This window comes from Reichenbachiella agarivorans, assembly GCF_025502585.1.
Classification (GTDB): Bacteria; Bacteroidota; Bacteroidia; order Cytophagales; family Cyclobacteriaceae; genus Reichenbachiella; species Reichenbachiella agarivorans.
Genome location: NZ_CP106679.1, coordinates 814,122 through 836,564, shown reverse-complemented (window position 1 = coordinate 836,564; position 22,443 = coordinate 814,122). Strand labels below are relative to the sequence as shown.

At 42.0% G+C, this 22,443-nt stretch carries 23 protein-coding genes; 17 read left to right on the top strand and 6 right to left on the bottom strand.

The features are described 5' to 3' along the window. Positions 1-83 precede the first annotated feature (83 nt). The 5 genes from N6H18_RS03440 to N6H18_RS03420 all read left to right on the top strand — a co-directional run bounded on the left by N6H18_RS03440 (position 84) and on the right by N6H18_RS03420 (position 4,626). A complete protein-coding gene (locus tag N6H18_RS03440) occupies positions 84-824 on the top strand; it encodes a DUF5995 family protein (RefSeq protein WP_262310440.1) in 741 nt (246 codons plus the stop codon). A gap of 312 nt (positions 825-1,136) precedes the next feature. Then, positions 1,137-2,510 carry an Ig-like domain-containing protein gene (locus N6H18_RS03435; protein WP_262310439.1) on the top strand — a complete coding sequence of 458 codons (1,374 nt, stop codon included), beginning with the start codon at positions 1,137-1,139 and terminating at the stop codon, positions 2,508-2,510. A gap of 30 nt (positions 2,511-2,540) precedes the next feature. Further along, complete coding sequence (locus N6H18_RS03430) at positions 2,541-3,323, top strand: hypothetical protein (RefSeq protein WP_262310438.1); 783 nt, start codon at positions 2,541-2,543, stop codon at positions 3,321-3,323. Between the two features lie 11 nt (positions 3,324-3,334). Then, on the top strand, positions 3,335-3,778 hold the full coding sequence (locus N6H18_RS03425) for a hypothetical protein (protein WP_262310437.1): 444 nt from the start codon (positions 3,335-3,337) through the stop codon (positions 3,776-3,778). 11 nt (positions 3,779-3,789) lie between these two features. Continuing rightward, on the top strand, positions 3,790-4,626 hold the full coding sequence (locus tag N6H18_RS03420; RefSeq protein ID WP_262310436.1) for a hypothetical protein: 837 nt from the start codon (positions 3,790-3,792) through the stop codon (positions 4,624-4,626). 5 nt (positions 4,627-4,631) lie between these two features. On the opposite strand, the gene N6H18_RS03415 is transcribed toward N6H18_RS03420, so the two are convergent. Then, the gene (locus tag N6H18_RS03415; protein ID WP_262310435.1) at positions 4,632-5,909 is read right to left on the bottom strand and encodes a caspase family protein; all 1,278 of its coding nucleotides are present in this window, start codon (positions 5,907-5,909) and stop codon (positions 4,632-4,634) included. A 93-nt stretch (positions 5,910-6,002) separates the two neighbouring features. After that, complete coding sequence (locus N6H18_RS03410) at positions 6,003-6,374, bottom strand: hypothetical protein (protein ID WP_262310434.1); 372 nt, start codon at positions 6,372-6,374, stop codon at positions 6,003-6,005. Positions 6,375-6,619: 245 nt separating this feature from the next. Here N6H18_RS03410 and N6H18_RS03405 point away from each other — a divergent pair, with 245 nt between their 5' ends. From N6H18_RS03405 to N6H18_RS03380, 6 genes are all read left to right on the top strand, one after another. After that, complete coding sequence (locus N6H18_RS03405; protein ID WP_262310433.1) at positions 6,620-7,156, top strand: NADPH-dependent FMN reductase; 537 nt, start codon at positions 6,620-6,622, stop codon at positions 7,154-7,156. Positions 7,157-7,254: 98 nt separating this feature from the next. Further along, positions 7,255-7,626: a hypothetical protein gene (locus tag N6H18_RS03400; RefSeq protein WP_262310432.1), complete on the top strand. Its 372-nt coding sequence runs from the start codon at positions 7,255-7,257 to the stop codon at positions 7,624-7,626. A gap of 75 nt (positions 7,627-7,701) precedes the next feature. Further along, positions 7,702-8,181 (top strand): regulatory protein RecX, encoded by a 480-nt coding sequence (locus N6H18_RS03395; protein ID WP_262310431.1) that lies wholly within the window; start codon positions 7,702-7,704, stop codon positions 8,179-8,181. A gap of 122 nt (positions 8,182-8,303) precedes the next feature. Further along, on the top strand, positions 8,304-8,816 hold the full coding sequence (locus tag N6H18_RS03390) for a DinB family protein (protein ID WP_262310430.1): 513 nt from the start codon (positions 8,304-8,306) through the stop codon (positions 8,814-8,816). Between the two features lie 5 nt (positions 8,817-8,821). Beyond that, positions 8,822-9,931 (top strand): ATP-grasp domain-containing protein, encoded by a 1,110-nt coding sequence (locus N6H18_RS03385; RefSeq protein ID WP_262310429.1) that lies wholly within the window; start codon positions 8,822-8,824, stop codon positions 9,929-9,931. 1 nt (position 9,932) lies between these two features. Then, complete coding sequence (locus tag N6H18_RS03380; protein ID WP_262310428.1) at positions 9,933-10,547, top strand: LysE family translocator; 615 nt, start codon at positions 9,933-9,935, stop codon at positions 10,545-10,547. A gap of 194 nt (positions 10,548-10,741) precedes the next feature. Here the strand turns inward: N6H18_RS03380 and N6H18_RS03375 are convergent, their stop codons facing one another. The 3 genes from N6H18_RS03375 to N6H18_RS03365 all read right to left on the bottom strand — a co-directional run bounded on the left by N6H18_RS03375 (position 10,742) and on the right by N6H18_RS03365 (position 12,672). Next, the gene (locus N6H18_RS03375) at positions 10,742-11,170 is read right to left on the bottom strand and encodes a PIN domain-containing protein (protein WP_262310427.1); all 429 of its coding nucleotides are present in this window, start codon (positions 11,168-11,170) and stop codon (positions 10,742-10,744) included. Next, on the bottom strand, positions 11,160-11,417 hold the full coding sequence (locus N6H18_RS03370; RefSeq protein ID WP_262310426.1) for a DUF6364 family protein: 258 nt from the start codon (positions 11,415-11,417) through the stop codon (positions 11,160-11,162). The genes N6H18_RS03375 and N6H18_RS03370 overlap by 11 nt, the downstream gene beginning before the upstream one ends. A 211-nt stretch (positions 11,418-11,628) precedes the next feature. Then, positions 11,629-12,672 carry a DUF6414 family protein gene (locus N6H18_RS03365; protein ID WP_262310425.1) on the bottom strand — a complete coding sequence of 348 codons (1,044 nt, stop codon included), beginning with the start codon at positions 12,670-12,672 and terminating at the stop codon, positions 11,629-11,631. Between the two features lie 1,212 nt (positions 12,673-13,884). Between N6H18_RS03365 and N6H18_RS03360 the strand changes: the two genes are divergently transcribed. From N6H18_RS03360 to N6H18_RS03350, 3 genes are all read left to right on the top strand, one after another. Further along, on the top strand, positions 13,885-14,295 hold the full coding sequence (locus tag N6H18_RS03360; RefSeq protein ID WP_262310424.1) for an HU family DNA-binding protein: 411 nt from the start codon (positions 13,885-13,887) through the stop codon (positions 14,293-14,295). Between the two features lie 366 nt (positions 14,296-14,661). Continuing rightward, positions 14,662-16,041, top strand: a complete 1,380-nt coding sequence (locus N6H18_RS03355; RefSeq protein ID WP_262310423.1) for a saccharopine dehydrogenase family protein — start codon at positions 14,662-14,664, stop codon at positions 16,039-16,041. Between the two features lie 115 nt (positions 16,042-16,156). Continuing rightward, positions 16,157-18,193 (top strand): TonB-dependent receptor family protein, encoded by a 2,037-nt coding sequence (locus tag N6H18_RS03350; RefSeq protein ID WP_262310422.1) that lies wholly within the window; start codon positions 16,157-16,159, stop codon positions 18,191-18,193. Between the two features lie 99 nt (positions 18,194-18,292). Here N6H18_RS03350 and N6H18_RS03345 read toward each other — a convergent pair whose 3' ends face one another. Continuing rightward, positions 18,293-18,424, bottom strand: coding sequence for a hypothetical protein (locus N6H18_RS03345; protein WP_262310421.1), 132 nt, complete (start codon positions 18,422-18,424; stop codon positions 18,293-18,295). Positions 18,425-18,634: 210 nt separating this feature from the next. Between N6H18_RS03345 and N6H18_RS03340 the strand changes: the two genes are divergently transcribed. From N6H18_RS03340 to N6H18_RS03330, 3 genes are all read left to right on the top strand, one after another. Next, positions 18,635-19,090: a DUF4625 domain-containing protein gene (locus tag N6H18_RS03340; protein WP_262310420.1), complete on the top strand. Its 456-nt coding sequence runs from the start codon at positions 18,635-18,637 to the stop codon at positions 19,088-19,090. 493 nt (positions 19,091-19,583) lie between these two features. After that, positions 19,584-21,818, top strand: a complete 2,235-nt coding sequence (gene katG / locus N6H18_RS03335; RefSeq protein ID WP_262310419.1) for a catalase/peroxidase HPI — start codon at positions 19,584-19,586, stop codon at positions 21,816-21,818. A gap of 85 nt (positions 21,819-21,903) precedes the next feature. Beyond that, positions 21,904-22,440, top strand: a complete 537-nt coding sequence (locus tag N6H18_RS03330) for a hypothetical protein (protein WP_262310418.1) — start codon at positions 21,904-21,906, stop codon at positions 22,438-22,440. Positions 22,441-22,443 lie beyond the last annotated feature (3 nt).

Genomic DNA, 22,443 nt, shown 5'->3' with positions numbered 1-22,443 from the left:
TTGTGTGCTTTGTGGTTATTGCCTATCATTAGGGGCAGCATTGTCGAGTTTCAATATTTCCAAAACAAATGGATTAAGAATAGATGCAAACCATTGACGATGTAGTTGAAAAATTATACAAGTTCACACAAGATACCATTGCGGATTATGACCCCCTCGGTTATTTCGCAGCTCTCTACTATCAAGTAACGGTCAAAGTCAGAGACGATATTCGTCTGCGGCGGTTTGAGAATCCTGACAGGATGGAGCTATTAGGAGCCATCTTTGCCAAGAGGTATTTTGATGCCATGTCGAGTTATCTCAGCAAGCAGACACCGAGCAAATCTTGGTCTGCTGCTTTTGATGTGGTGGATGATTACTGGCTCAACGTATTTCAACACCTCATGACAGGAATGAATGCACACATCAATTTGGATTTGGGTATTGCAGCAGCACAGGTTGGCGGGGACGAGATAGAGGATTTAAAAGCAGATTTTTTTAAGATCAACGAAATCTTAGCCAGTATGGTCCACAAGGTGGAAAACGACTATGCAGAAATTTGGCCGACGTTAAGATTTATTCTAAAATTTGCAGGCAGGGCAGACAACTTTCTCATTGATTTTAGCATGCAGCATGCAAGAGATGGTGCTTGGGCTTTCGCCGTAGAATTGGCCAAAACCCCAGAAGAGCGAAGAGAGGCACTCATTCAGTTGAGAGATCAGAAAGTAGCACAAAAGTCTAAACTCATTACCAACCCTGGATTTTTGCCGAGCTTTATTTTCAAAATCATGAGGATAGGAGAGACAGGCAATGTACCTTCTAAAATCAAGTGCTTACTTGATTAGTTCAATACTTCAAAATCCTGACATAATCCTTTAGCCAGATGCCTTTTTTGTACACAGAGGTTGTGCCTGGGGCATAAATGATTTTCTATCAATATGTTTGTCATGACAGACGGGGGACTTTATTTTATATGAGGGATAAGAAAACTGTATATTTAAAGTACTTACAGTCAATCGTTTAGTTTTAAACTATAGATTTTGTAGGTCTGTAGGTGGATGCTGAACAAAATAAAATGTCATTTCTCCTGTTACTATCTAAGTGTTAATTTATTTAACATTGCGAACTATTTTTTCACTAACCAAATTAAATATAGTATGAAAAGAATTCTAACTCTAATCATTCTTACCCAATTCGTATTTGGATGTAAGGAAACCATTGATTTTAGTGGAGCCAAAGTTGATGAAGAATCAAAAACGCTGTCACTGACAATCAAAAACGTGCCAGACGATGCTCAAGATGAGCGATTGTTTGTATTTACCATTATTGAAGGTGAGATTTACTCTACAGGTGAAACTGTTGCTGTAGAGGACACCACTATTTTAGTATTGCCTCCAGACGGAAATAAGGCCTATGACTTAGTTGCCTTTATTCCAACATCAAAAGACTGGAAATTAAGTGATGATCTCTCTGATTCAGAAGGCTACTATAGCAAAATTGCTGGGTTAACATTGAGAAGCACAAATGTTGTGATTGATTCTTGGGAAAATGAGGAATCATTAGATGATGTTTCAGGAGATGGAGCATTGCTAGCGATCGATGTGACCTTAGAAATAGAAGACCCAAGTGGAATAGTTCTCCTAGGAGCGAGATCCTTAGCTGCAGCAGCGTCAGGTGAAAAACTAGAATTTGAAGCAGGAGACATTGTTGAGATTGATGCAACAGTAGATAATAATGGTGCAGTAGGAGTAACTATCTCTAGTGTGACGTATTATATCAACGATTCAGAGATCAAGTCATACACCAAAGCTCCGTATCTATTGAAGTATAACACAGTAGACTTGGCAGTTGGTGTTTACACAGTCAAAGTGGTAGCAACCAACTCACTAGGACAAACGGATGTAGATGAAGAAGATATCATCATCGTAGGAGAAGATGAGGAAGGACCAAGTGTAGAAATCACTGAACCAGATAATCGTGATGAATTGACTCATGGTTTGACTTATGAGATTGAGGCTAGCATAAGTTCGGGAACATCGGATATAGCAACCGTTGAGTATAAGATCAATGGTACTACTGTGGCATCTTATACTGATGAAGATGACTACAGTTATTATGAATGGAATACTTATGACAACAATGTAGGGGCAGTCACCATCGAAGTAATTGCCACAGATGAAGCAGGTCAAAGTAGAAGTGATATCATTAATGTGACATTAATTGCGCCTGAGAATTACACACCTTATGCAGCTATTACTTCTCCTAGTGCGAACGCAACTATTGAGCAAGGTACAGTGATTGATCTCAAGGTCAGTATTACTGACAAAGAAGGTGATATAACCACTGTATACTATTATGTAGACGGTGGTCAAGTTGGCACTGGTGATGACGCGTCTTCCTTCACATTGGAGGATTACAGCACTGCTGGTCTCGCAGCAGGCAAGCATACAATCTATGCTGAGGCTTACGATGATGAGTCTAGCCAGGTAGGTAAAGAAGTTTCTTTCACTATCACTGTTCCAGCACCTTAATCACTTTGATCAACCGAAAAACGAAAAATTATGAAATTAAGAATATTAATAATAGCTCTTGTTGTTTTCGCTGCAAATCAAATGGCAGTAGGACAGCTTCTTGAAAGAGAAAATGTAACTAAAACCGTTTACAATGGTTCTAGACCAGAAGAAGGTAACTTTGGATTGACAATCGCTGCAGGTTATGCTGAGATCAAAGAAATGATTGATGAAGACGTGTCTTTCAGGGGATTTCCAGTGTTGAATTTCAACTATTACTTTTCAGATAATCTAGAGTTAGTACTTGGTGCTCAGATGTATAAATTAAGCGAAAAATTCAGTGGATCTTTACTAGATGATATTGGAGAAGAAGCTGATATCAACAAGGAAAGCAGAATGAGATTTATCCCTGGTGTTAATTATCACTTTGCACAGAGCAACTTTTTAGATACGTATGTAGGGTTGGGTGTTATCTTGGGTACAGAGAAGGACGAGGTTGTGACCAGCCAAAGAACCAACTTGACAGGTGATTATGCAAGTGACCACTATACAAAGAGTTCGTTTGTGTCAGGTTTTAATCTCAACATTGGTGTGAGAACTTTTGTGGCGGATTTACCCGTGGCAATTGGTATTGAATATGGTTTGACAGGTGTCAATCATTCTAATTTGCAGTATGAGACTGTCTCAGAAGCATCAGTAGGAGGTGTAAAAACTAAACAAACCTACTATACCAAAGAAGTTGACAGTGCGTTAAAGTACAAATCACTTGAATACAAAAAGTTTGAATTAGGTTCCAACGTAAGAGCTGTTCTGACATATTACTTTAGAAAATAAATAGAATAATTATGAAAAGAATTTTATATCCTGTCATAATCGTTCTAGCTGTGATGATGACATCTTGTTTTAGTCAGTATAGAATTGTTACAGAGCGTCAAACTACAAATTTTGCTCCTAATATTGTCAGACTCAATCTAGATATGGATGATTTTGAATATTTAGGTAAAACGGAGTTGTCAGTTATTGGTAGTTCTTATTTTGGTATTTACCGAATTGATTCTGTCAACAATGAACTTTACAACTTCAGAGATGTAAAAGTTGTGGATTTGACTGGCTTTGCCAATATCAAATTGAAGTCTGAAATGAAAAAGGCGGCATACAAGGTCGTAGATGAGTATCCTGACGCTGACTATTTTGTAGTGGGAAGTGACTATAAAAAAGTACGTAGGTTGTTTGGAGGAAAAAGAACTTGGAGATACATGGATGTCCATGCTTATAAGTTCAAAAAGTAACAGATAGTATTATGAAGAATTGGTTTCTATTAGTTATAGGTAGTCTGATTTTGTTGTTTGCGTGTACTGAGCAAGGCGAAGATTCACCGATTTTGGTTTTTCTTAAACCTTCTGATATCAACGTAGAAGCAAACTCGAAAGAGCATATATTAATTACATTTGAAGCCTATTCTGAAGATGCAAAACTTACCGAAATGGTCATCGATCAATCCGATGACTATTTCGGTTTTGTTAATTTGGTAGACTCTGGCTTACAGACCAATAATTTTAAATATATATTGGATTATGTGGTGCCTGAATATCCTGATTCTACAGTGACATTGCTGACTTTCAGTGTTGTCAACGAGAATGGTGACGAGGCACAGATTGCCAAGACTATTTCTGTAAATAAAAGTGCAAGTTTTGTAGAAGCCACATCTGGACATGTCATCTATTCTGGTTTATCAGAAAAGCAAAGTTGTTTTAATCTGTACAACATGACACCAGTTTATCTTGAGGATAGTGTGGATTTTCAACTTGACTTTGTAGAACTTACGGATAGTCTGAGTAAGACAGATGATTTATCTTACGATTGGGGCAGTAGATCAGGAATCAGTTTCGTGAAATTCAATGGCTTTAATTATGCTCAGGCCACTTCTGTGAAAATCAATGAAGCCTACGGTGGCGGTGTAAAAACCACCAAAATAACTAATATTGCTGATGATGATATCTTCTTGTTTGGTAGAAATAACGTGGCGTTTGGAGCTCTTCAAATAGTAGTCATTTCAGATCCTGAAGGTACATTGAATGATAAATATGTATTCAATTTAAAGATGATTAATGGTGTACCACTAGAACTAGAAGAATAAGATTTCTAGAGTTTTCGAATTGCACGAATTTTCTTTTTTCCTGTTTTATTAAATTCATACTTGCTTCCGCTTTCGAAACTGATACCCCAAGCATTGCTGTAGCTACTTTCTGATGAACTCCAGTAGCTCGTTTCTTCAAAATTCCCTAAACCATTGGTTTTTAAGTTGTCATACATCGCTTTGAGTTGAGTCCTGTTTGGTAGCTTCCAGTCGTTGTGTCCGTTGTATGGCCTTTGAGCAATGTTTTTTGCATCCTCCCAGTTAGCCAGCATGCCTCTATTTTGATCTTCTTCTGCTGCAATCCATGCCCTTCCATCATCAGGATCTACATCAAAAAGAACACCTCCACCACATGTTATCCCAATCAAATCTGATTTGGTCATACCTTCTTTGAGTAATTGTGTCACAGCAAACCCATTGTCTATGAGTGCCACTGGACTAGTGCCGTTGGCAATTAATTCTTGTAGACTCAGGTTCATATTGATGGCCTTAGGTTGACCTGTGTTGATGGCTCGGTCATTGGACGCTACTAGTGTATTGGTACTGTTTTGAGTCGAAGGTTTGTTAAAATAGAATTTACCAGTCAATTGAGACCATTCTTGTGGGCTTTGCTTGTTTTCGCTTTCTTTTCTGACCTTGTTTCTGGTCTGAATGAACACATCTTCTATTCGCTGATCTTGAAACATCTCCTGGACGAGGACCTTAGTATAGAGACCATTTGCCCCATCTCCATCTGCCGCAGTAGATCCTTCACTTGTAGCATAGGCAATAATAGTCCCGCTAGGAGCAGAAACAGCCTTGAATCCTCTGTCACCTCCTCGTGACCAGGTTTTGAAAGGGTCATTCCTACAGGCGTCCAAGATTACAATGTTGGTATTGTTTTGATGAGCCTCGAACTGACCTACGATCTTGTTTAAATCGATGGCTTCAAATTGCGCACCGATTTTGTCTTCAATTTTGGCATCCACAGGAATAAGGTAGTTGGCTCCATCGACTTGTACACCGTGACCCGCATAATAGAAAAGTGCAATGTTGTAATTATTTAATTCTTTACTAAACTCATAAACAGCTCTCTCCATTTTGGTTTTGTTGGCATCAGTATGTAGAATCACTTCAAAACCCAATTGTTGCAGTGAGCTTGCCATCAAGTTTGCATCATTCACTGGGTTTTTCAATACTCCACTATGTTCGTATGCGGCATTGCCAATGACCAAAGCAAGTCTTTTTTCTTGCGCATACAATTGACTAGATATTACAATGAATAAGAGTACTAACTTTTTCATAGGTTGTGTTTATTGCTATTAACAGCTAAAGATAGCAAAATGAGTATTTTCGACTAGGTTTTATGTGTGTCAATTTAGAATAACACTGGGTTGTCACAGCTTATCGTCTCCTACCAGCCAATCCTTGGCCTTTTCTATGTCATTGGTAAAATACATGTCTCTGTCGATGGCTGATACGATTAACTTTTGCAAGCCTGTGATACCCATGGTCGAACCTTTGACTTTGAATCCTTGGTTGTGCAAGGTAGTGAAGATGCTTTTTGCTTTTTTTCGACTCTCTGTGTTGAGGTGAGTATTGCTCACGTTGGAGATGTACAATATTTCTTTTTGCTTAGATTGAAGAGCACGCTGAAGTGCAACATCCATGACCCATGGGTGCTCCTCAGCCCTGAGGAAGGTGAAGTCAAAGTAGAAAATCTCTTTACCTCTGTGTTCGATGATTTTGACTCTTTCGCTGTATTCCATGACAGGTTATCTATGACCTGAGCCTTATAATTTAATGAAGTACGTTTCATTCTACAAGAAAACAAACAAGATCTGTGTATTGTCCATTGATACTTCTGAGATTTATACTGTTGCTTGTTTGAATAATTCAACTCAAAAAGAGAGTGCTTTGGTATGTTGTTTCTAAACTAATTTGAAAGACGATCATATCAATAAAGCTCGGTTCTCCGTAAAGAAGTTATTGTGCAATCACTAAATTGACCTTCATGAAGAAAATTGTTGCTTTTGGAGCTAGTACCAGTAGTACATCTATCAATCAAAAATTGGCGAAGTGGGCTACAACGCAATTGGACGGCATGGAGATTCGGCTGTTGGATCTCAATGACTATGAAATGCCGCTATTCAGTGTCGACAAGGAAAAGCAACTGGGGATTCCAGCTCAGGCTGTGCAGTTCAAAGAGGAGTTGCGGTCAGCAGATGGTATCCTCATCTCATTTGCTGAGCACAATGGTAATTTCAGCACCGCTTTTAAAAATATTTTTGATTGGTCATCCAGGATCAAGGAAAAAATGTGGTTGAACAAACCCATGTTTTTGATGGCTACTTCTCCGGGACAACGCGGAGGGCAATCTGTTTTGGATATTGCTGTGAAGGGATTTCCTCATCGAGGAGGACAAGTGGTTGCTTCTTTTTCTTTGCCCTCTTTCGAAGAGAACTTTAGTATAGAGCAAGGGATTGAATCTGAAAACCTCAGAGCTGATTTTCAGATTCAATTGACAAAGTTTCAAGATGCTGTGAGTTAATCTGCTAGTTTACAGTGTTTTAATGAGGTCCTTTGTGAATTGTTTATTAAATTGAAAGTACTACATTGGTGCTTTTTTTCATTGTAAACAATACACTTATGGATTTCAAATCAACCAATCTTGATATCAGCAGTGCTCCTCAATATGGCATGCATGTACTGTACTTTAAATTCAAAGGAAGATTTTCTAGAGCAGCCAGCATCGAGGGAGCCAGGGCTTGGAGTGAAGAAATGGAAAGCTCCAACAACAGCTATACCTTCGTTTGGGATTGTACGGACATGAATGGGTTTGATCCCTCAGCTCGCAAACAATGGTACCAAAGTCTCAAACTATACAAAAGGAGAATTACAGAAGTCACTGTCATAGCGGATAGCTTTCTGATCCGAGGAGCTGCCCGAGTAATGCTCGAATACTTTGGATTGAAATCTCATATTGTGAAGAGTTTGGAGGATATCATGGTATCCAAATAGTGTTTTCAAGATTTCAGTGAGAAGAGACGCTACTATCCTATAAATGGAGATATTTGCTTGTAAAATATTCTGCAATTGCTCGAAAAGAAAAAATTACATCTATCCAAGAAGGAAGCAAAACTCAAAGCGGCTAACTTCTGTGCCTATCAGGAGCGCTCGCAAAAAGAAGTTCGCCAAAAACTGTATGAATACGGACTGTACCGAAGTGAAGTGGAAGATGTCCTAACAGATCTGATCATGGAGGGCTTCGTCAATGAAGAGCGTTTTGCCAAAATCTATGCTGGCGGCAAATTTCGCATCAAGAAATGGGGAAGAAACAAAATTAAAATCGGATTGCAGCAGCATGATGTATCTGCTTACTGTGTAAAAAAAGCAATGCTAGAAATCAGTCAAGAAGACTATTTGGCAACATTAGAAGAGCTCACGACAAAAAAGGCAGACACCGAAACAGAAACAAATATTTTCAAAAAGCGAGAAAAGATATCCCGTTATTTGATCTACAAAGGATATGAAGCGGAGTTGGTTTGGGATATGGTCAAGGATTTGGTTCATTGAAACTCTAGATTGCGTGAAGTGAACCACAATCAAAATGATGTTGTTTGAATAAGAATAATTAAATTTATCGGCTTCATTCATGGACAACTCACAAAAATGACCGACTGACCAAAACATAAACAATGATTATAAAACTTGCTATAAACAACATTTTTAACCAACTCACTGGTTTGATCCAAGAATTGACCAACGAAGAATACAGTCAATTGTCCATCACACTCAATGGCTCTACCATAGGGCAGCATGTCAGACATACCTTGGAATTCTTCAAGTGCCTGCTTCAAGACTACCATACAGGCATGGTCAATTACGACTTGAGATGCAGAGACCTGGCATTGGAGAGTGATACAGTGGTGGCGCTCGATCAGCTCAACCAATTGCGAAATCAACTCAATCAGGTATCAGACAATGTGTCAATCACTCTGGAGCAATCTTTCGATGCAGATGAGACTTCTTGCATTGTGCAGAGTAACCTGGAGCGAGAACTGATCTATAACATAGAACATGCCGTACATCACATGGCTTTGATTAGAATCGGGCTGAGGGAGGTCAAACCCAATCTGATGCTAGATGAAAGCTTTGGAATAGCCAGTTCTACCATGAGGTACCGAGCGTCTCTGTTGCAAAAGGCTTAACCCCCATGGAAGTAACTTTACCAGAGCCAGATCAATTGTACAATTCATCTCCGAGCAAAAAGTCCCTATACGCCAAACTGAATTCTAGTGTGGTATGGGCTAAGATTTTTAGATGGGAATTTTGGCCTTTCTCAGTCTTTTACTTCCCCGTACTGTTTTATTGGCTGTGGTCAACGATCCGTGCTCGCTCGATATTCTTTTTCACTGCATCCAATCCTGGGATTGAGTTTGGAGGGATGCTGGGAGAGTCCAAAATGAAGATATTCGACTTGATTCCCGCTCAATACATCCCGAAGACTTTTCGATTGACACCTGATGTGAGCAGTACAGAACTACTCATGCATGTCAAAGACCGTGGAATGGATTTCCCTTTCATTCTAAAGCCAGACATAGGAGAGCGAGGTTGGATGGTGGAGTTGATCAAGAGTGAGGAGCAACTGAATCGCTATCTTGAGGATATACAAGTTGATTTTCTTGTTCAGGAGTTTGTGCCCTACGAGGTTGAGCTGGGGGTGTTTTACTATCACTATCCTGATCAGCCGAGAGGTACAGTCAGCTCTATCGTGATGAAGGACATGCTCAAGGTCGTGGGTGATGGTGTGCAGACTGTGGAGCAGCTCATGCAGCAAGACGCTCGCGCCAAAATGCACCTCCAAAGGTTGTGGCTCAAAGAACCTATAAAACTCCGCCATATCCCCTCTCGTGGAGAGATAGTCGAGTTGGTGTCAATTGGCAATCATTGCTTGGGTACGACATTTCTCAATGGCAATCATTTGATCAATGACAAATTGATAGCGGTGTTTGATCGGGTGAGTCAGCAGATCGAGGGCTTTTATTTCGGTAGGTATGATCTGAGATGTCGATCGCTGGACGACCTGTATAGAGGGGAGTATTTCAAGGTATTGGAACTGAATGGGGCAGGTGCTGAGCCAGCTCATATTTATCACCCAGGGTTTTCGTTGATCCAAGCCTACAAAGATATCATCCATCACTTGCAGGTGTTGACTGACATTTCGATCTTGAACCGCAAAAGAGGTATTCCCTATATGGGCTTCTTTGAAGGACTGCGAGAAGTAAGAAAAATACGCAAGTACAACCGAGAAAAAGTAAAGTAACATGGTATTGATAGGGATGTTTTTGGTGGCGTTGGTATTTAGTTTTGTAGGTTCGATCCCACCTGGGACAATCAACTTATCTGTGATGCAGTTGGCAATGCTTGGCAAAAAGTCAGGTGCATTGTCATTTGCCCTGGCCGCTTCTGTGGTAGAGTTTGTTTATGCAGGTTTGGCAGTTCGATTTCAGATATTTTTGACGGAGAACCTGGAGATTGCCAATTGGTTTACTTGGATTTCTGGATCTGTTTTGATCATTTTAGGTATTTACAATCTAATAAAGCGTCCCAAGCGCAAGGATAAAACCGAGCCAAATCAAGCAACGGGTGAAAAACGCTCAGGATTCTTGCGCGGTGTGTTGGTGGCATTGGCCAATCCGCTGGCGATCCCTTATTGGTTGGCGGTGACGGCATATTTGCAATCCATGGGCTGGGTGACCTTGACAGACAGCAATTTTCTCATCTATGTTGCAGGTGTTTCTACGGGCACTTTTTTGTTGTTGGTTTCTGTGATTTATTTGGGCTCACGCTTCACCGCCATTCAAAACAACACCTTTCTCCTCTATAGAGTGCCAGGTATCATCTTTATACTGATGGGTGTTTGGACTTTTGTGCAGTAGGTTCTAAATGGCTCATAACATCTCTGTATGAATCGTGCTGAGAGACAATGATTAAGTTTCGTCCACAATATAGCCAAATCTCTGATTTGGTCTATATGTTTTCTACTGGGATAGATCAAGGCAGAGATATGGCGGGGCAGGGGTAAGCAGCACGATTCAAACTGCTGCTGCCGCAGCATGATTTATACAGTTTGTTATCCCTCTTTAAATACCATTTTAACATACATTTCGGTGTTGAATACCGGTATTTGAGACTTCTTGTAGTCTTTGGTGTTTCTAGTTACGATTGCAGAAATGTTTTTGTTTTCGATCGCTACGGAATGTTGGATAGCATCTTCAAAATCTTTGAATTCACTATTTACAGCATTTTCGATGTTGGTTCCTGATACGCTCAGTACTTCGATAATTTCAAGTAATTCACCAATAATCGCTCGGGTTCGTTTGTCTCCAAGTTCTTTACGAACAATGTAGTGAACGTTGTTAAGGCAAAGAGAAGAGGTATGTATTTGTAATTTCTTTTTCTCCGCTAAATCAAAAATTAAAGAGGCTGCATCTGCATGTGGTTGTCTGTCTATAAGCAGATCAATTATGACATCAGTGTCAACGAAGATTTTAGATGCCATGTTTTTCGTCTTTAGCTTCGTTAAGGTTGTTTTTGTAGTTAAATGAAGAATCTACTTTTAGAACACCTCTTAATTTCTGTACTCTTGGAGATAGTTCTTCTGTAGCTGCTGATTGAGTTTTCGATTCGGTTATGTATTTGAAATAGTTCTCTACCATTTCAGATAAGCTTCTTCCTCTCTTTGAAGCATATTTTTTAGCTTCTTCGATAATCTCTTTTTCAAGAGTTAGAGTCAATTTAGTGTTCATTGCACGTGCGTTTATGTGTTGGTATGTACGTGCAAATAAAATAATGGTTGCCGAAAAATCCTAATGAGGGATATCGCCTAACCTCTCGTCTCGCACATAGCCACGCCTTGATTTAAATTTAAAACTTGTGGCGGACTTTCCAATCCCCACAAAAGTATCCTGACCGATGAAACCCCATTCATTCATAGCATATGTTGTGCTTTCGTGGTTATTACTTTTCGAACTTCACTTCCCTGTAGATAGCTATTGGGCTAATTGCTATTTTCGGAAAGCTTGGAACAAAGAAGAATTTCTCAAATGCCTCAAAGGAATCAAACACTCTTCTAAATGCCTTGTCAAACTGGCCTTCATCAGAGAGTTCATCATCTGAATAGGCTAGATATTCATCACTTGGGTGAACCCTTGGGTCATCTTTTCTTGGGCATGATGTAATAATTCCTATTACGCTTAATTTGATATTCGGCCTTGATCCATAAGTGAAAATGGTGTTTTCAAAGTTGCCGTCAAGCATAAATTTAGCCTTGAGGTTAGATAAAATCTGAAAGTCTCCAAAATGATCTAATGGAAGTAGTCTAAAGTTTAATCTTTCAGGAGAAAATGTGTCTAAGAATGTCCTAACTCTTTCAACCCAATCTTCATCAAACAGATGAATGCTACTTTGTTCTTTTAGAATATCATCTATTTTCTTTTCAAGGGCTTTTATTTTGTTAAGGTCCTTTGCTTTTAGATTTCTGTCTGAGTTCTGATTAGCTGTTTTTTTAGCCTGTTCAATTTGATCTTGAAGTGAACGATACTCAGGGGTTTCTAGTAGTTGTGATGTAAATATTAATCTTTGGATTTCGTTGAAATTAGAAAGTATTCTTTTGAATCTCTCAAAATCCTCAAAACTTGCCCACCCTGTTGCTTTGATATAGTTGAAGTTAGGAATCTCATCCATGAAATCATTGAATGAGCCCTTCCAATTATCAAAGGTTTCATTTATCGGAGTTAGTAAGTTTTTCTCCAACAAATCATGCTCAATTGTATTAAGCATTTCGTGATAAAGCTCTATTTTTTCAGTTCTTAAGGAACGTTCCTTTGTTTTATCACCTAGGCTTCCTTTTACTATCTTAACATCAAAACCAAGACCTGCCGACTCTTCAGTTTCATCTTCGATTGCTCTTGAGATTTCACTTATAAGTCCATCGTTCAATTGGCTTATTAATGACTTGGCCTTATCTGTATCGAAGTATATTAAGTCTTTAATTGATTTCATAGGCGGTTACTAGCATGAAGCACAACGCCTGTGTAGGACGACGTGCCCTCACAGTTTGATTAAGGCAGAAAGATAGCCGATCCGCGCACAACCACAAAAGCATGTTTAGCCATTAGTCTAGATTTGGACTGCTAATGAAACCACGAATGCGTTATCGGTATTCTGGAGATTCCGCGAGGAGCGGTGGTGCTGATTCTGGCATTGATTCGGAAAGCTCGCATGGGCATTCGTGTCTACACCTTGTTATCGACTTTTTTTCACTCTTAGGGTTAAGCTTATCTTGAAAGACGTTGTTTTATTCTTTTATAAACCCAATCGACAACCCATGCTAAAATGGACATAGCTGGGAACATAATAAAAGTCATCCAGTGGTTTGCAGTAATTCCAACTGTTATAATTGAAATTAAATAGAGGCCTATTAAAAGGCTGAATTTTGTGGGATTAACAATTCGAGACTCAAGAATATATGGAAGGCCTAAGGATATTGGAAATGCAAAAATGATAGATGTAAATAGAAATGCGTTGTTGGCTCCTTCTGTGCTAAAAGTTACAAAGAATAGACAGCCAAAACACAGGAGTACAATAATAAAGGAGTTCCAGCTAAATGGTTCTTTGTTAGGTTCTGAATTAGATGTCTTCAATTCTCAGTGGATTTGTCGATAACAATTGAGTATGCGGACAAAAGTTCCGCATACTTGCCTTATGGCATGAGTAAATCTAAGTTTTTTAATTTGTAGAATAAGGTAGCTTTCGTCACTCATGCCTCCTGCCAAATCTAACATCTCACCCTCATATTTCACCAAAAGTTGGATGCTTTGTTGCACTGTTCATAGCAATATACCCAAATCTTGGTAGGTGATTTTGGGGGTAAAGGAGCAGTTTTCCTGATTATCCGTTACTTCGACTCCCATGCAAGCTTACATCAGGTCCCAAGATAGCTTACATGGAGGCTCAAGTAAGCTATCTTGGAGGGTCATATAAGCTATCATGAAGGCTGTAGTAAGTTTACTTGAGAGTCTGCCTCCCAAACTACCTTAAAATCCTCGTTTATAAGGAGATAGAGTGTGAAAACCCTCTCGTTTTTTTAACATATTTTGACGTTTTCAGGACTCTTTTTGGCATCAAACTTGTCTTGAATCAGACAAATCCTACACCGAGCGCTCAGTCAGGATTCATCTCAAATATTTTTTTAACCCTTTAAATTTTATAGTCATGTCAGTACAATATAAAGTAACTGAGCGCATCAATCCGACGGATCTTACGCTCCCAAAAAAGTTTTATGCCAGAATCAACAATGGCGATGATGTCAGTTTTGACGAATTGGTTGATCTCATCAGCAAAGTATCCAATCTCAACTACGGCACGGTCGTAGGTGCCATCGGGACGCTGATAGAGGTCATAGAGATGCAACTCATCCACGGTAGAAAGGTGAGATTGAGCAATCTGGGTACCCTATTTTTGACTTTGAGTAGTCAGGGTACAGATACGCAGGAGGAGTTTCGCTCAGGCAATATCAATGGTGCCAGAATCAGGTTCAGACCCGGTCCACGGCTTCAGAAATTGATCAAAAAGTTGGAGTACGAAAAGGTAAGCTTGGCCAGTAATACAACGCCAGCTGCTTAAGTTTCACTTAAATCAAAAGCCATGTTTAGTATCACACCGTAAAACGGTCTCGCTGTAGTGAGACCGTTTTTCTTTTGTAAGGGTTTCGTCATGAGGGGATAAAAAATAGAAATCCAGAGTAGTCCAATCGTATAGGGTCTCCTGAGAAACCTGAGTTAGATTAACCTGTGGCTAGCTGATTCTCATAGCCCACGGTTTAAACCGTGGGCTATGAGAATCAGCTATGTGGGAAATGGATTTATCCATTTTATTACCCAGTTATTAATCGAATACAGGTAACAAGAACTTGTGGTAGTCCAGAATGGCCATACGCGTCATTTGCAGAAAACTATCCGCCAATATGGGGTCAACTAAATGACATTGAATATGGGTTTGTATAAATTGCCTGTCCGATATGAACATGATCCACGTATGAACCCCCAAAAAATTCTTGTATTAGGCGCAGGCAGATCGTCTTCGGTGCTGATAGATTTCCTCCTAGACCATGCCAGCGACAACCAATGGCTCGTCACTGTGGGAGACATGGATCTGTCTCTTGCCCGTGACCGAGTGAATGGCCATCCGCATGGTGTGGCACTGGCCTTTGACATTACCCATCCTGAGCAAAAGCGTGAGGTTGCCCACTTTGATTTGGTCATCTCGATGCTGCCCGCCTCCTTTCATCTCATCGTAGCAGAACTGTGCGCTGCAGCTGGTATCAATATGCTGACTGCCTCTTATGTGAGTGATGAAATCAAAGCCCTGTCCGAGACCTTTGAGAAAAACGGTGCGGGCTTGATCATGGAGATGGGACTAGACCCAGGGATCGACCACATGTCAGCCATGAAGGTGCTGGACCGAATCAAAGGGGCTGGCGCAGAGTTGAGAACCTTTGAGACTTTCACAGGCGGACTCTTAGCGCCTAGCAACGATGACAATCCATGGAAGTACAAGTTCACCTGGAATCCCCGCAATGTGGTCTTGGCGGGGCAGGGCTATGTGAAGTTTTTGCAAGAAGGAAAATACAAATACATTCCGTATCAAAAGCTTTTTAAAAGAACGGAGGTAATACATATTCCTGAGCATGGCTATTTCGAGGGATACGCCAACCGAGATTCGCTCAAATACTTGGACGCTTACAAATTGCGAGGCATTCAGACCTTGTACAGAGGGACTTTGCGCCGTACGGGCTTTTGTCGGGCGTGGGATATTTTTGTGCAACTGGGAGCAACGGACGATACTTTTCAGATGCAGAATGTGAGCGAGATGACCCACCGTCAATTCATCAATTCTTTTCTGTCCTACAACCCCAACGATTCGGTAGAGCTAAAGCTCGCCCACTACATGAACCTCGACATGGAGTCGGAGGAGATGTACAAGCTGAAGTGGCTAGGGATGTTTGAGGAAGAACTCGTGGGACTGGACAAAGGAAGCCCGGCGCAAGTACTGGAGCACATCCTCAAGAAAAAATGGACGATTCAGCCAGACGACAAAGACATGATCGTGATGTGGCACAAGTTCGAATATGTAGAAGATGGAAAGCTCAAAAAACTACAGTCCTACATGGCTGTAGAGGGAGAAGATGCCATCCATACTGCGATGGCCAAAACGGTCGGTTTGCCGCTGGCAGTCACCGCAAAGCTGATCCTACAGGGTAAGTTGGTCGTGTCTGGCGTGCAGATACCGACGGAGCGATCTGTCTACGAACCTGTGCTGGCAGAGCTGGAAAACCATGGTATTAATTTCACCGAGCTAGAAACAAATTGAAAGAGTCATTTAATCTCGCCAGTCCAGCATTTCCCCCTTTGGAGGGGGCAAGGGGGAGGAATTTCTGGCCCTACTTGAGAACCATAACATCATTTTTTATTGAAATAAAATCCCCATGATGAGAATCATTTTTAGTCTAATTGCACTCCTATGGGCTGGTCAGGCTCTCTGTCAATCCGCTGATTCTACGGATGTGGTTTTGGAAGAAATCACCATATCGTCAGATTTGTTTGAGCATGAGACCATCGATTTTGGAGGGTCGGTCACTGGTGTGACGCCTAAGCAAATCAACCGCGCAGATCAGCTGTACCTACAACCCGTGTTGAACGCCGTACCTGGCGTCTATATGCAGTCAGGGACACTCAGCACCAACCGAATCACCATCAGAGGCATAGGTGCTCGTTCGCCTTTTGGGACGGACAAAGTCAAGGCCTATCTCAATGAAATTCCGCTCTCGACAGGGGAAGGCGAAACCACTGTGGAAGACATTGATTTTGCGACCTTACAAGGTGTGGAGGTTTACCGTGGGCCGACCTCTACCGTCTATGGTGCAGGACTCGGTGGTGCCATTCATTTCCAAACCAAGAAACCTCAGGATCACTCTAGTGCCACAGCAGACGCCATGTTTGGGTCTTTTGGTTTGCAGAGGTACAATCTCAGCGCAGAAGTGGCGGACACACGCAAAAGCCTCAACCTACTCTACCAAGATGTGCATAGCGATGGCTACCGTGACAACAACCGCTATGACCGTCAGTCGATCACTGCATTGGGGTCTGTAGCGGTTAGGGAGCATTCAGATGTGACGCTGTACTTCAATTACACAGATTTGGAATCACAGATCCCTAGTTCACTGAGTCTGGAGGACTATGAAAACAATCCCGAGTCTGCGGCCGCCGTCTGGGGAGGTGTCAACGGCAAAGAAACCAGCGAGCGCTTTCGTCTGGGACTGTCTCTCCATACACGCTACGATCCTCGGATGCAAAGTGATCTCACTGTATTTATGAATGGCAGCAATGCCGCGGAGACCCGACCGACTTTCTTGGGCAATCTAGCGACGGATCAGTTCAACACAGGCCTCCGCGCCAAGCTAAAGCGCAGCTTCTTGCCTCAAAATCAATTGCAGGTCGTATTGGGTGTTGAGGGATTTTGGGAGCAATACAGGTACCAAGAGTTCGTCAATGATGGAGGACAAAACGGTGACCAAACGAGAGATTTTGACCAAGTCAGGAAATATGGGAATGCTTTCGTGGCTACCGAGTACTATCCGTCGGATCGATGGATTATCTCTGCAGGATTGAACTTCAATGCATCGAGATACAACCTTGATGATCATCTGCAGTCAGGAGCTGCCAATCAAAGTGCCGACTATGGCTTTGATCCGATGTTTTCTCCCAAGCTGAGTATCCTCAGGAAAATCACTGAGTCGGTATCTGCTTATGCTTTGGTCTCTCATGGTTTTTCACTGCCTTCATTCGAGCAGACTTTGTATCCTGGCGGTCAAATCAACCGAGACCTGACACCTGAGTCTGGCTGGAACTATGAGTTGGGATTGAAAGGTGATGCATGGGATCGCAGTTTGTATTTCGAAGTGGTGGGCTACTGGATGCGAACCAAAGACTTGATTGTGAATCAGACGATCAATGAGGTGCAGGTGGGAATCAATGCAGGCAGTGCCAATCATCAAGGACTGGAGCTGCTGCTGAACCACAAGACCATCCAAAGCACCAATTTTCAATTGGGTCAACGGGTATCCTATACAGTCATGAATTATCATTTTGATGAGTTTGTAGAAGGTAGCAATGACTACTCTGGCAACCGCATGACAGGCGTGCCGAGCTATACGCTGGACTATGCCTTGGACTTTAATTGGGCACTCGGGCTTTATGGCAATGTCAACTACCAGCGTGTAGGGTCTATGTCGATCTTGGATGACAGCAGCATCTACACAGATGCCTATTCTTTGCTCAACGCCAAGGTCGGATACCAGCACACGCTAGGCGCTTTGACCTTGAATCTCTACGCGGGCGTCAACAATCTGACCGATACCAAATATGCCAGTATGCTCCAGATCAATGCCAGCTCAGGACGCTATTATTACCCCGGACTACCAATCAACTATTTCGGTGGACTCAAGGTGAGCTATGCGTTTTGATTTTGGGATGGATTTCTTTGTGCTTTCAAGAAAATACTAACCGAACCAGTTAGGTCAGTGGTGAATCCCTAGCCTTGTCATGGTGATGCTCTCTCCTTGTCATGGTGAGGCACTCGAACCACAGACAAGCAGTACGGATGCTTCGGAGCTACTTGTCCACCCTTCGAGTGCCTCAGGGGGACTAGGTTGCTTTTTTTCTATGCTGTATGGGTCAGAGGTTCTGCTTTTCATTTGGGAGTTTCAAATCTTGCGAAGGGTTACTCGAAACAGCACAGGTACAACCCAGCCATGTATCACAAATGATAGATGCTGCCAGAGCCACTGTCGACGCTTTTGAGGTCTCTGACTTCAAAACATATCGATTGGTCGAATAGAATGTTGGCTCAGGGCAGATAGCTCTACATTAGCCAAAAATTAAATACTAACCATAAACACACAGTTATGAAATTGAACCTAATCCTATTGATGACTATTTTCCTTTTGACTGCCTGCGACAAGGATGATAATGAAGTGAATGATGACCAAGCACCTTACATTTCGGATATACTACACGATGGTATCAATGTAAAAGGAGATGCTTTTGAAACCTTTCAAGGAGAAAAATTACAAATCACAATCATTGCAACAGATGGAGGATTCATAGAGAGTATGCACGTCACGGTACGACAAACAGAATCCACAGGGGAAGGTTTGAATACCACGTCACTAGAATACAATGAGACTTTCACCATAGACCAATATGAAACTGCTACGCAAGTGGTGCTGATCGCAGCTGAGATTAGTGAGACGACTGACTTGGGCGTATATCAGATTGATGTTGAAGTGACCGATGATTCTGGAAATGCCAGTATTTCTACTACTTCTTTTACGTTGATTGCAGCGACTATTGAGCAATAGAAAGCTGACAATATCATAATACCAAAAACGACAAAGGCCTGCATTAGCAGGCTTTTGTCGTTTTTGGGCTAGTTTGGTCAATCAAATGGCATTTGGGGAGAATATGGGATGACCTTTTGTGTGTGGGAACAAATAAAGTATCCAATCAAGCCTTCTATTTTTATCGTTTATCTTGACATCAAGTTTATTGATGAAAATTGCTCTGAGTCAGAAAAAGAGATGCTTAATATTACCCTATCGTTCGAGTCTTAGCAAAGGGGAATAATGTTACTGTCGTCTACTCGCCAGCATGTATGAACCATGTAAAATATTGGCTGATGTGGCGAATAATTTTATTCTGTACTTGTCTCGACTTGAAGGTATAAGCTTTTTAAAACCAGTAATATTTCTGTAAATTAACAGTACATCGGATTTCAATTAAATCAATGGATTGGGATGAAGATAAAAGAAGTATTCTGTCAAAATTATTCTCGAACACATTAAATCTATCCAAATGGAAAAATCCAGTAATTCTCAAAAATCATTAGATACCAATGACAGCAGTGCCAAATGTCCATTCATGCATGGAGCACATGATCGTGCAGCAGGTGGTGGCACCAGCAACCGCGAATGGTGGCCCAACATGCTGAAACTAAATATCCTCCGTCAAAATTCTACTTTGTCCAATCCCATGGATGAGAAATTTGATTACGCCAAGGAGTTCAAATCTCTAGACCTCAAAGCGGTGAAGCAGGATATATTTGATTTGATGACTGATTCTCAGGAATGGTGGCCAGCAGATTATGGTCATTATGGGCCGCTGTTTATTCGGATGGCCTGGCATAGCGCAGGAACCTATCGGATCGCTGATGGTCGTGGAGGTGCTGGCTCTGGGTCGCAGCGTTTTGCACCACTCAACAGTTGGCCCGACAATGCCAATCTCGACAAAGCACGCCTCTTGCTCTGGCCTATCAAACAAAAATATGGCAAGAAACTCTCTTGGGCTGATTTGATGATTCTCACTGGCAATTGTGCCTTGGAATCGATGGGATTGAAAACTTTCGGTTTCGGAGGAGGACGTGAAGATGTCTGGGAACCTGAGGAAGACGTGTACTGGGGTGCAGAATCCGAGTGGTTGGGAGACAAAAGGTACACAGGGGATCGTGACTTAGAAAACCCGCTTGCTGCCGTACAGATGGGATTGATCTATGTGAATCCAGAAGGGCCTAATGGAAATCCCGACCCGTTGGCTGCCGCACGAGATATCAGAGAGACATTTGGCCGCATGGCCATGAATGATTACGAAACTGTAGCCCTCATCGCAGGTGGTCATACCTTTGGTAAGACCCATGGAGCGGCTGATCCTGGCAAGTACATAGCAGCTGAGCCAGCAGGAGCAACAATAGAGGAGCAAGGTCTCGGTTGGAAAAACAGCTTTGGTACAGGCAATGCTGGTAGCACGATTACGAGTGGGCTAGAAGGTGCATGGACTACAACTCCTACCCAATGGAGTAACAATTTCTTTGAGAACTTGTTTGGGTACGAGTGGGAGTTGACGAAGAGTCCCGCGGGAGCGCACCAGTGGAGACCAAAAGATGGTGCAGGTGCTGGTTTGGTGCCAGATGCACATGATCCAGCCAAAAAACATGCTCCGTTCATGCTGACTACAGACCTCGCACTGCGTGTTGATCCTGCTTATGAAAAAGTGTCAAGACATTTCTTCGAAAACCCTGATGAGTTTGCAGATGCTTTTTCGCGTGCGTGGTACAAATTGACGCACCGTGACATGGGACCTATTGTTCGCTATTTGGGGCCAGAGGTGCCTACGGAAGAATTGATATGGCAAGATCCGATTCCAGCAGTTACACACCCATTGATTGATGCGGCTGATATCTCCTCACTAAAGAGCAAAATTTTAGCATCTGGGCTATCTGTTTCGCAGTTGGTTTCTACCGCTTGGGCTTCGGCCTCTACATTTAGAGGGTCAGACAAGCGAGGAGGTGCCAATGGCGCAAGAGTTCGTTTGGCACCTCAAAAGGATTGGGAAGTAAACAATCCAGCGCAATTGGCCAAGGTATTACAAACCCTTGAGTCGATCCAAAGGGATTTCAACAATGCACAATCTAGCAAAAAGGTATCCATTGCCGACTTGATTGTATTGGGAGGTTGTGCTGCCATAGAGCTAGCTGCCAAAAATGGAGGACATGAAGTGACGGTACCCTTCACTCCTGGACGCGCCGATGCCTTACTTGAGCAAACCGATGTAGATGCCTTTGGTCCCTTGGAGCCACGTGGAGATGGATTCCGCAACTATTACCAGTCTGGGTATGCAGTATCTTCTGAAGAGTTGCTAGTTGACAAAGCTCAGCTCTTGACACTCACAGCACCTGAGATGACAGTATTGGTAGGAGGAATGCGGGTCTTGAATGCCAACTTTGATCGCTCCGCGCATGGAGTCTTTACCAAGCAACCGGAAGTGCTGAGCAATGACTTCTTCGTCAATTTGCTGGATTTGGGTACTACATGGAAGTCGACATCCGACAAGCAGGATTTGTTTGAAGGCAGAGATCGAAGAACTGGAGCAGTCAAGTGGACAGGTACACGAGTTGATTTGATCTTTGGATCAAATTCCGAACTGCGTGCACTTGCCGAAGTGTACAGCTACGAGGATTCTAAGGCACAGTTCGTGGCGGATTTTGTAGCAGCATGGGACAAGGTGATGAACCTTGACCGTTTTGACTTGGATTAAATCCATAGTATGTAGAGTAGCAAAGGAGTACAAATGCCTTTGCTACTCCTAATTGCTAAGTTTGAATGACTATAAATGCATGATTATGACACACCTGATCACTGTGATGGGGAAGAGTGCAAGGAACTTTTTCCTAGACCGAGCCTATTTGTCAGATTTTATCTCACTGATGAGTACGCTCACATCTGGTAGGGTTACGATGGTCTCTACAAGATTTCGTTCAGACCTATTTTACAGTTGTCAGCTTTCCGCCCAACAATCCATTTTGAAAATGTGGGCACTCTATGCGAAGGCAAGTTTGGCAGACCTTGATCGCAAAGATTTGATCAGGATCAAAGGGGATCGCAAGGCATTGACGAGGTATTTTCAGTCTATCAACCTGCTCTCTGCCAATTGGTATCAGTATGGGCAGTATAGAAAGGCTTTTCTTCACGCCTATCATAGCGATCAGCAAAACCCGATAATTAAGACCATAGTGGCCTGTGATCAATACCTACTAAAGCAACGAGGCATAGCTAGGACGCCTTTGGTCAATCCTATCGAAAAGCAAAGCATATTGCAGACCAAAGATACTTTTGCGATCGCCATGTATCTGCTCAACAACGAGTCTCACACCAATTAATTA

Coding starts and splice junctions, on each gene's coding strand:
- N6H18_RS03345 (WP_262310421.1), bottom strand. CDS start 18,424: ATGAAAAGCAGAACCTCTGACCCATACAGCATAGAAAAAAAGCAACCT.
- N6H18_RS03340 (WP_262310420.1), top strand. CDS start 18,635: ATGAAATTGAACCTAATCCTATTGATGACTATTTTCCTTTTGACTGCC.
- N6H18_RS03365 (WP_262310425.1), bottom strand. CDS start 12,672: ATGAAATCAATTAAAGACTTAATATACTTCGATACAGATAAGGCCAAG.
- katG (WP_262310419.1), top strand. CDS start 19,584: ATGGAAAAATCCAGTAATTCTCAAAAATCATTAGATACCAATGACAGC.
- N6H18_RS03405 (WP_262310433.1), top strand. CDS start 6,620: ATGAAGAAAATTGTTGCTTTTGGAGCTAGTACCAGTAGTACATCTATC.
- N6H18_RS03390 (WP_262310430.1), top strand. CDS start 8,304: ATGATTATAAAACTTGCTATAAACAACATTTTTAACCAACTCACTGGT.
- N6H18_RS03410 (WP_262310434.1), bottom strand. CDS start 6,374: ATGGAATACAGCGAAAGAGTCAAAATCATCGAACACAGAGGTAAAGAG.
- N6H18_RS03440 (WP_262310440.1), top strand. CDS start 84: ATGCAAACCATTGACGATGTAGTTGAAAAATTATACAAGTTCACACAA.
- N6H18_RS03400 (WP_262310432.1), top strand. CDS start 7,255: ATGGATTTCAAATCAACCAATCTTGATATCAGCAGTGCTCCTCAATAT.
- N6H18_RS03380 (WP_262310428.1), top strand. CDS start 9,933: ATGGTATTGATAGGGATGTTTTTGGTGGCGTTGGTATTTAGTTTTGTA.
- N6H18_RS03360 (WP_262310424.1), top strand. CDS start 13,885: ATGTCAGTACAATATAAAGTAACTGAGCGCATCAATCCGACGGATCTT.
- N6H18_RS03355 (WP_262310423.1), top strand. CDS start 14,662: ATGGGTTTGTATAAATTGCCTGTCCGATATGAACATGATCCACGTATG.
- N6H18_RS03350 (WP_262310422.1), top strand. CDS start 16,157: ATGATGAGAATCATTTTTAGTCTAATTGCACTCCTATGGGCTGGTCAG.
- N6H18_RS03415 (WP_262310435.1), bottom strand. CDS start 5,909: ATGAAAAAGTTAGTACTCTTATTCATTGTAATATCTAGTCAATTGTAT.
- N6H18_RS03375 (WP_262310427.1), bottom strand. CDS start 11,170: ATGGCATCTAAAATCTTCGTTGACACTGATGTCATAATTGATCTGCTT.
- N6H18_RS03435 (WP_262310439.1), top strand. CDS start 1,137: ATGAAAAGAATTCTAACTCTAATCATTCTTACCCAATTCGTATTTGGA.
- N6H18_RS03420 (WP_262310436.1), top strand. CDS start 3,790: ATGAAGAATTGGTTTCTATTAGTTATAGGTAGTCTGATTTTGTTGTTT.
- N6H18_RS03430 (WP_262310438.1), top strand. CDS start 2,541: ATGAAATTAAGAATATTAATAATAGCTCTTGTTGTTTTCGCTGCAAAT.
- N6H18_RS03385 (WP_262310429.1), top strand. CDS start 8,822: ATGGAAGTAACTTTACCAGAGCCAGATCAATTGTACAATTCATCTCCG.
- N6H18_RS03330 (WP_262310418.1), top strand. CDS start 21,904: ATGACACACCTGATCACTGTGATGGGGAAGAGTGCAAGGAACTTTTTC.
- N6H18_RS03370 (WP_262310426.1), bottom strand. CDS start 11,417: ATGAACACTAAATTGACTCTAACTCTTGAAAAAGAGATTATCGAAGAA.
- N6H18_RS03425 (WP_262310437.1), top strand. CDS start 3,335: ATGAAAAGAATTTTATATCCTGTCATAATCGTTCTAGCTGTGATGATG.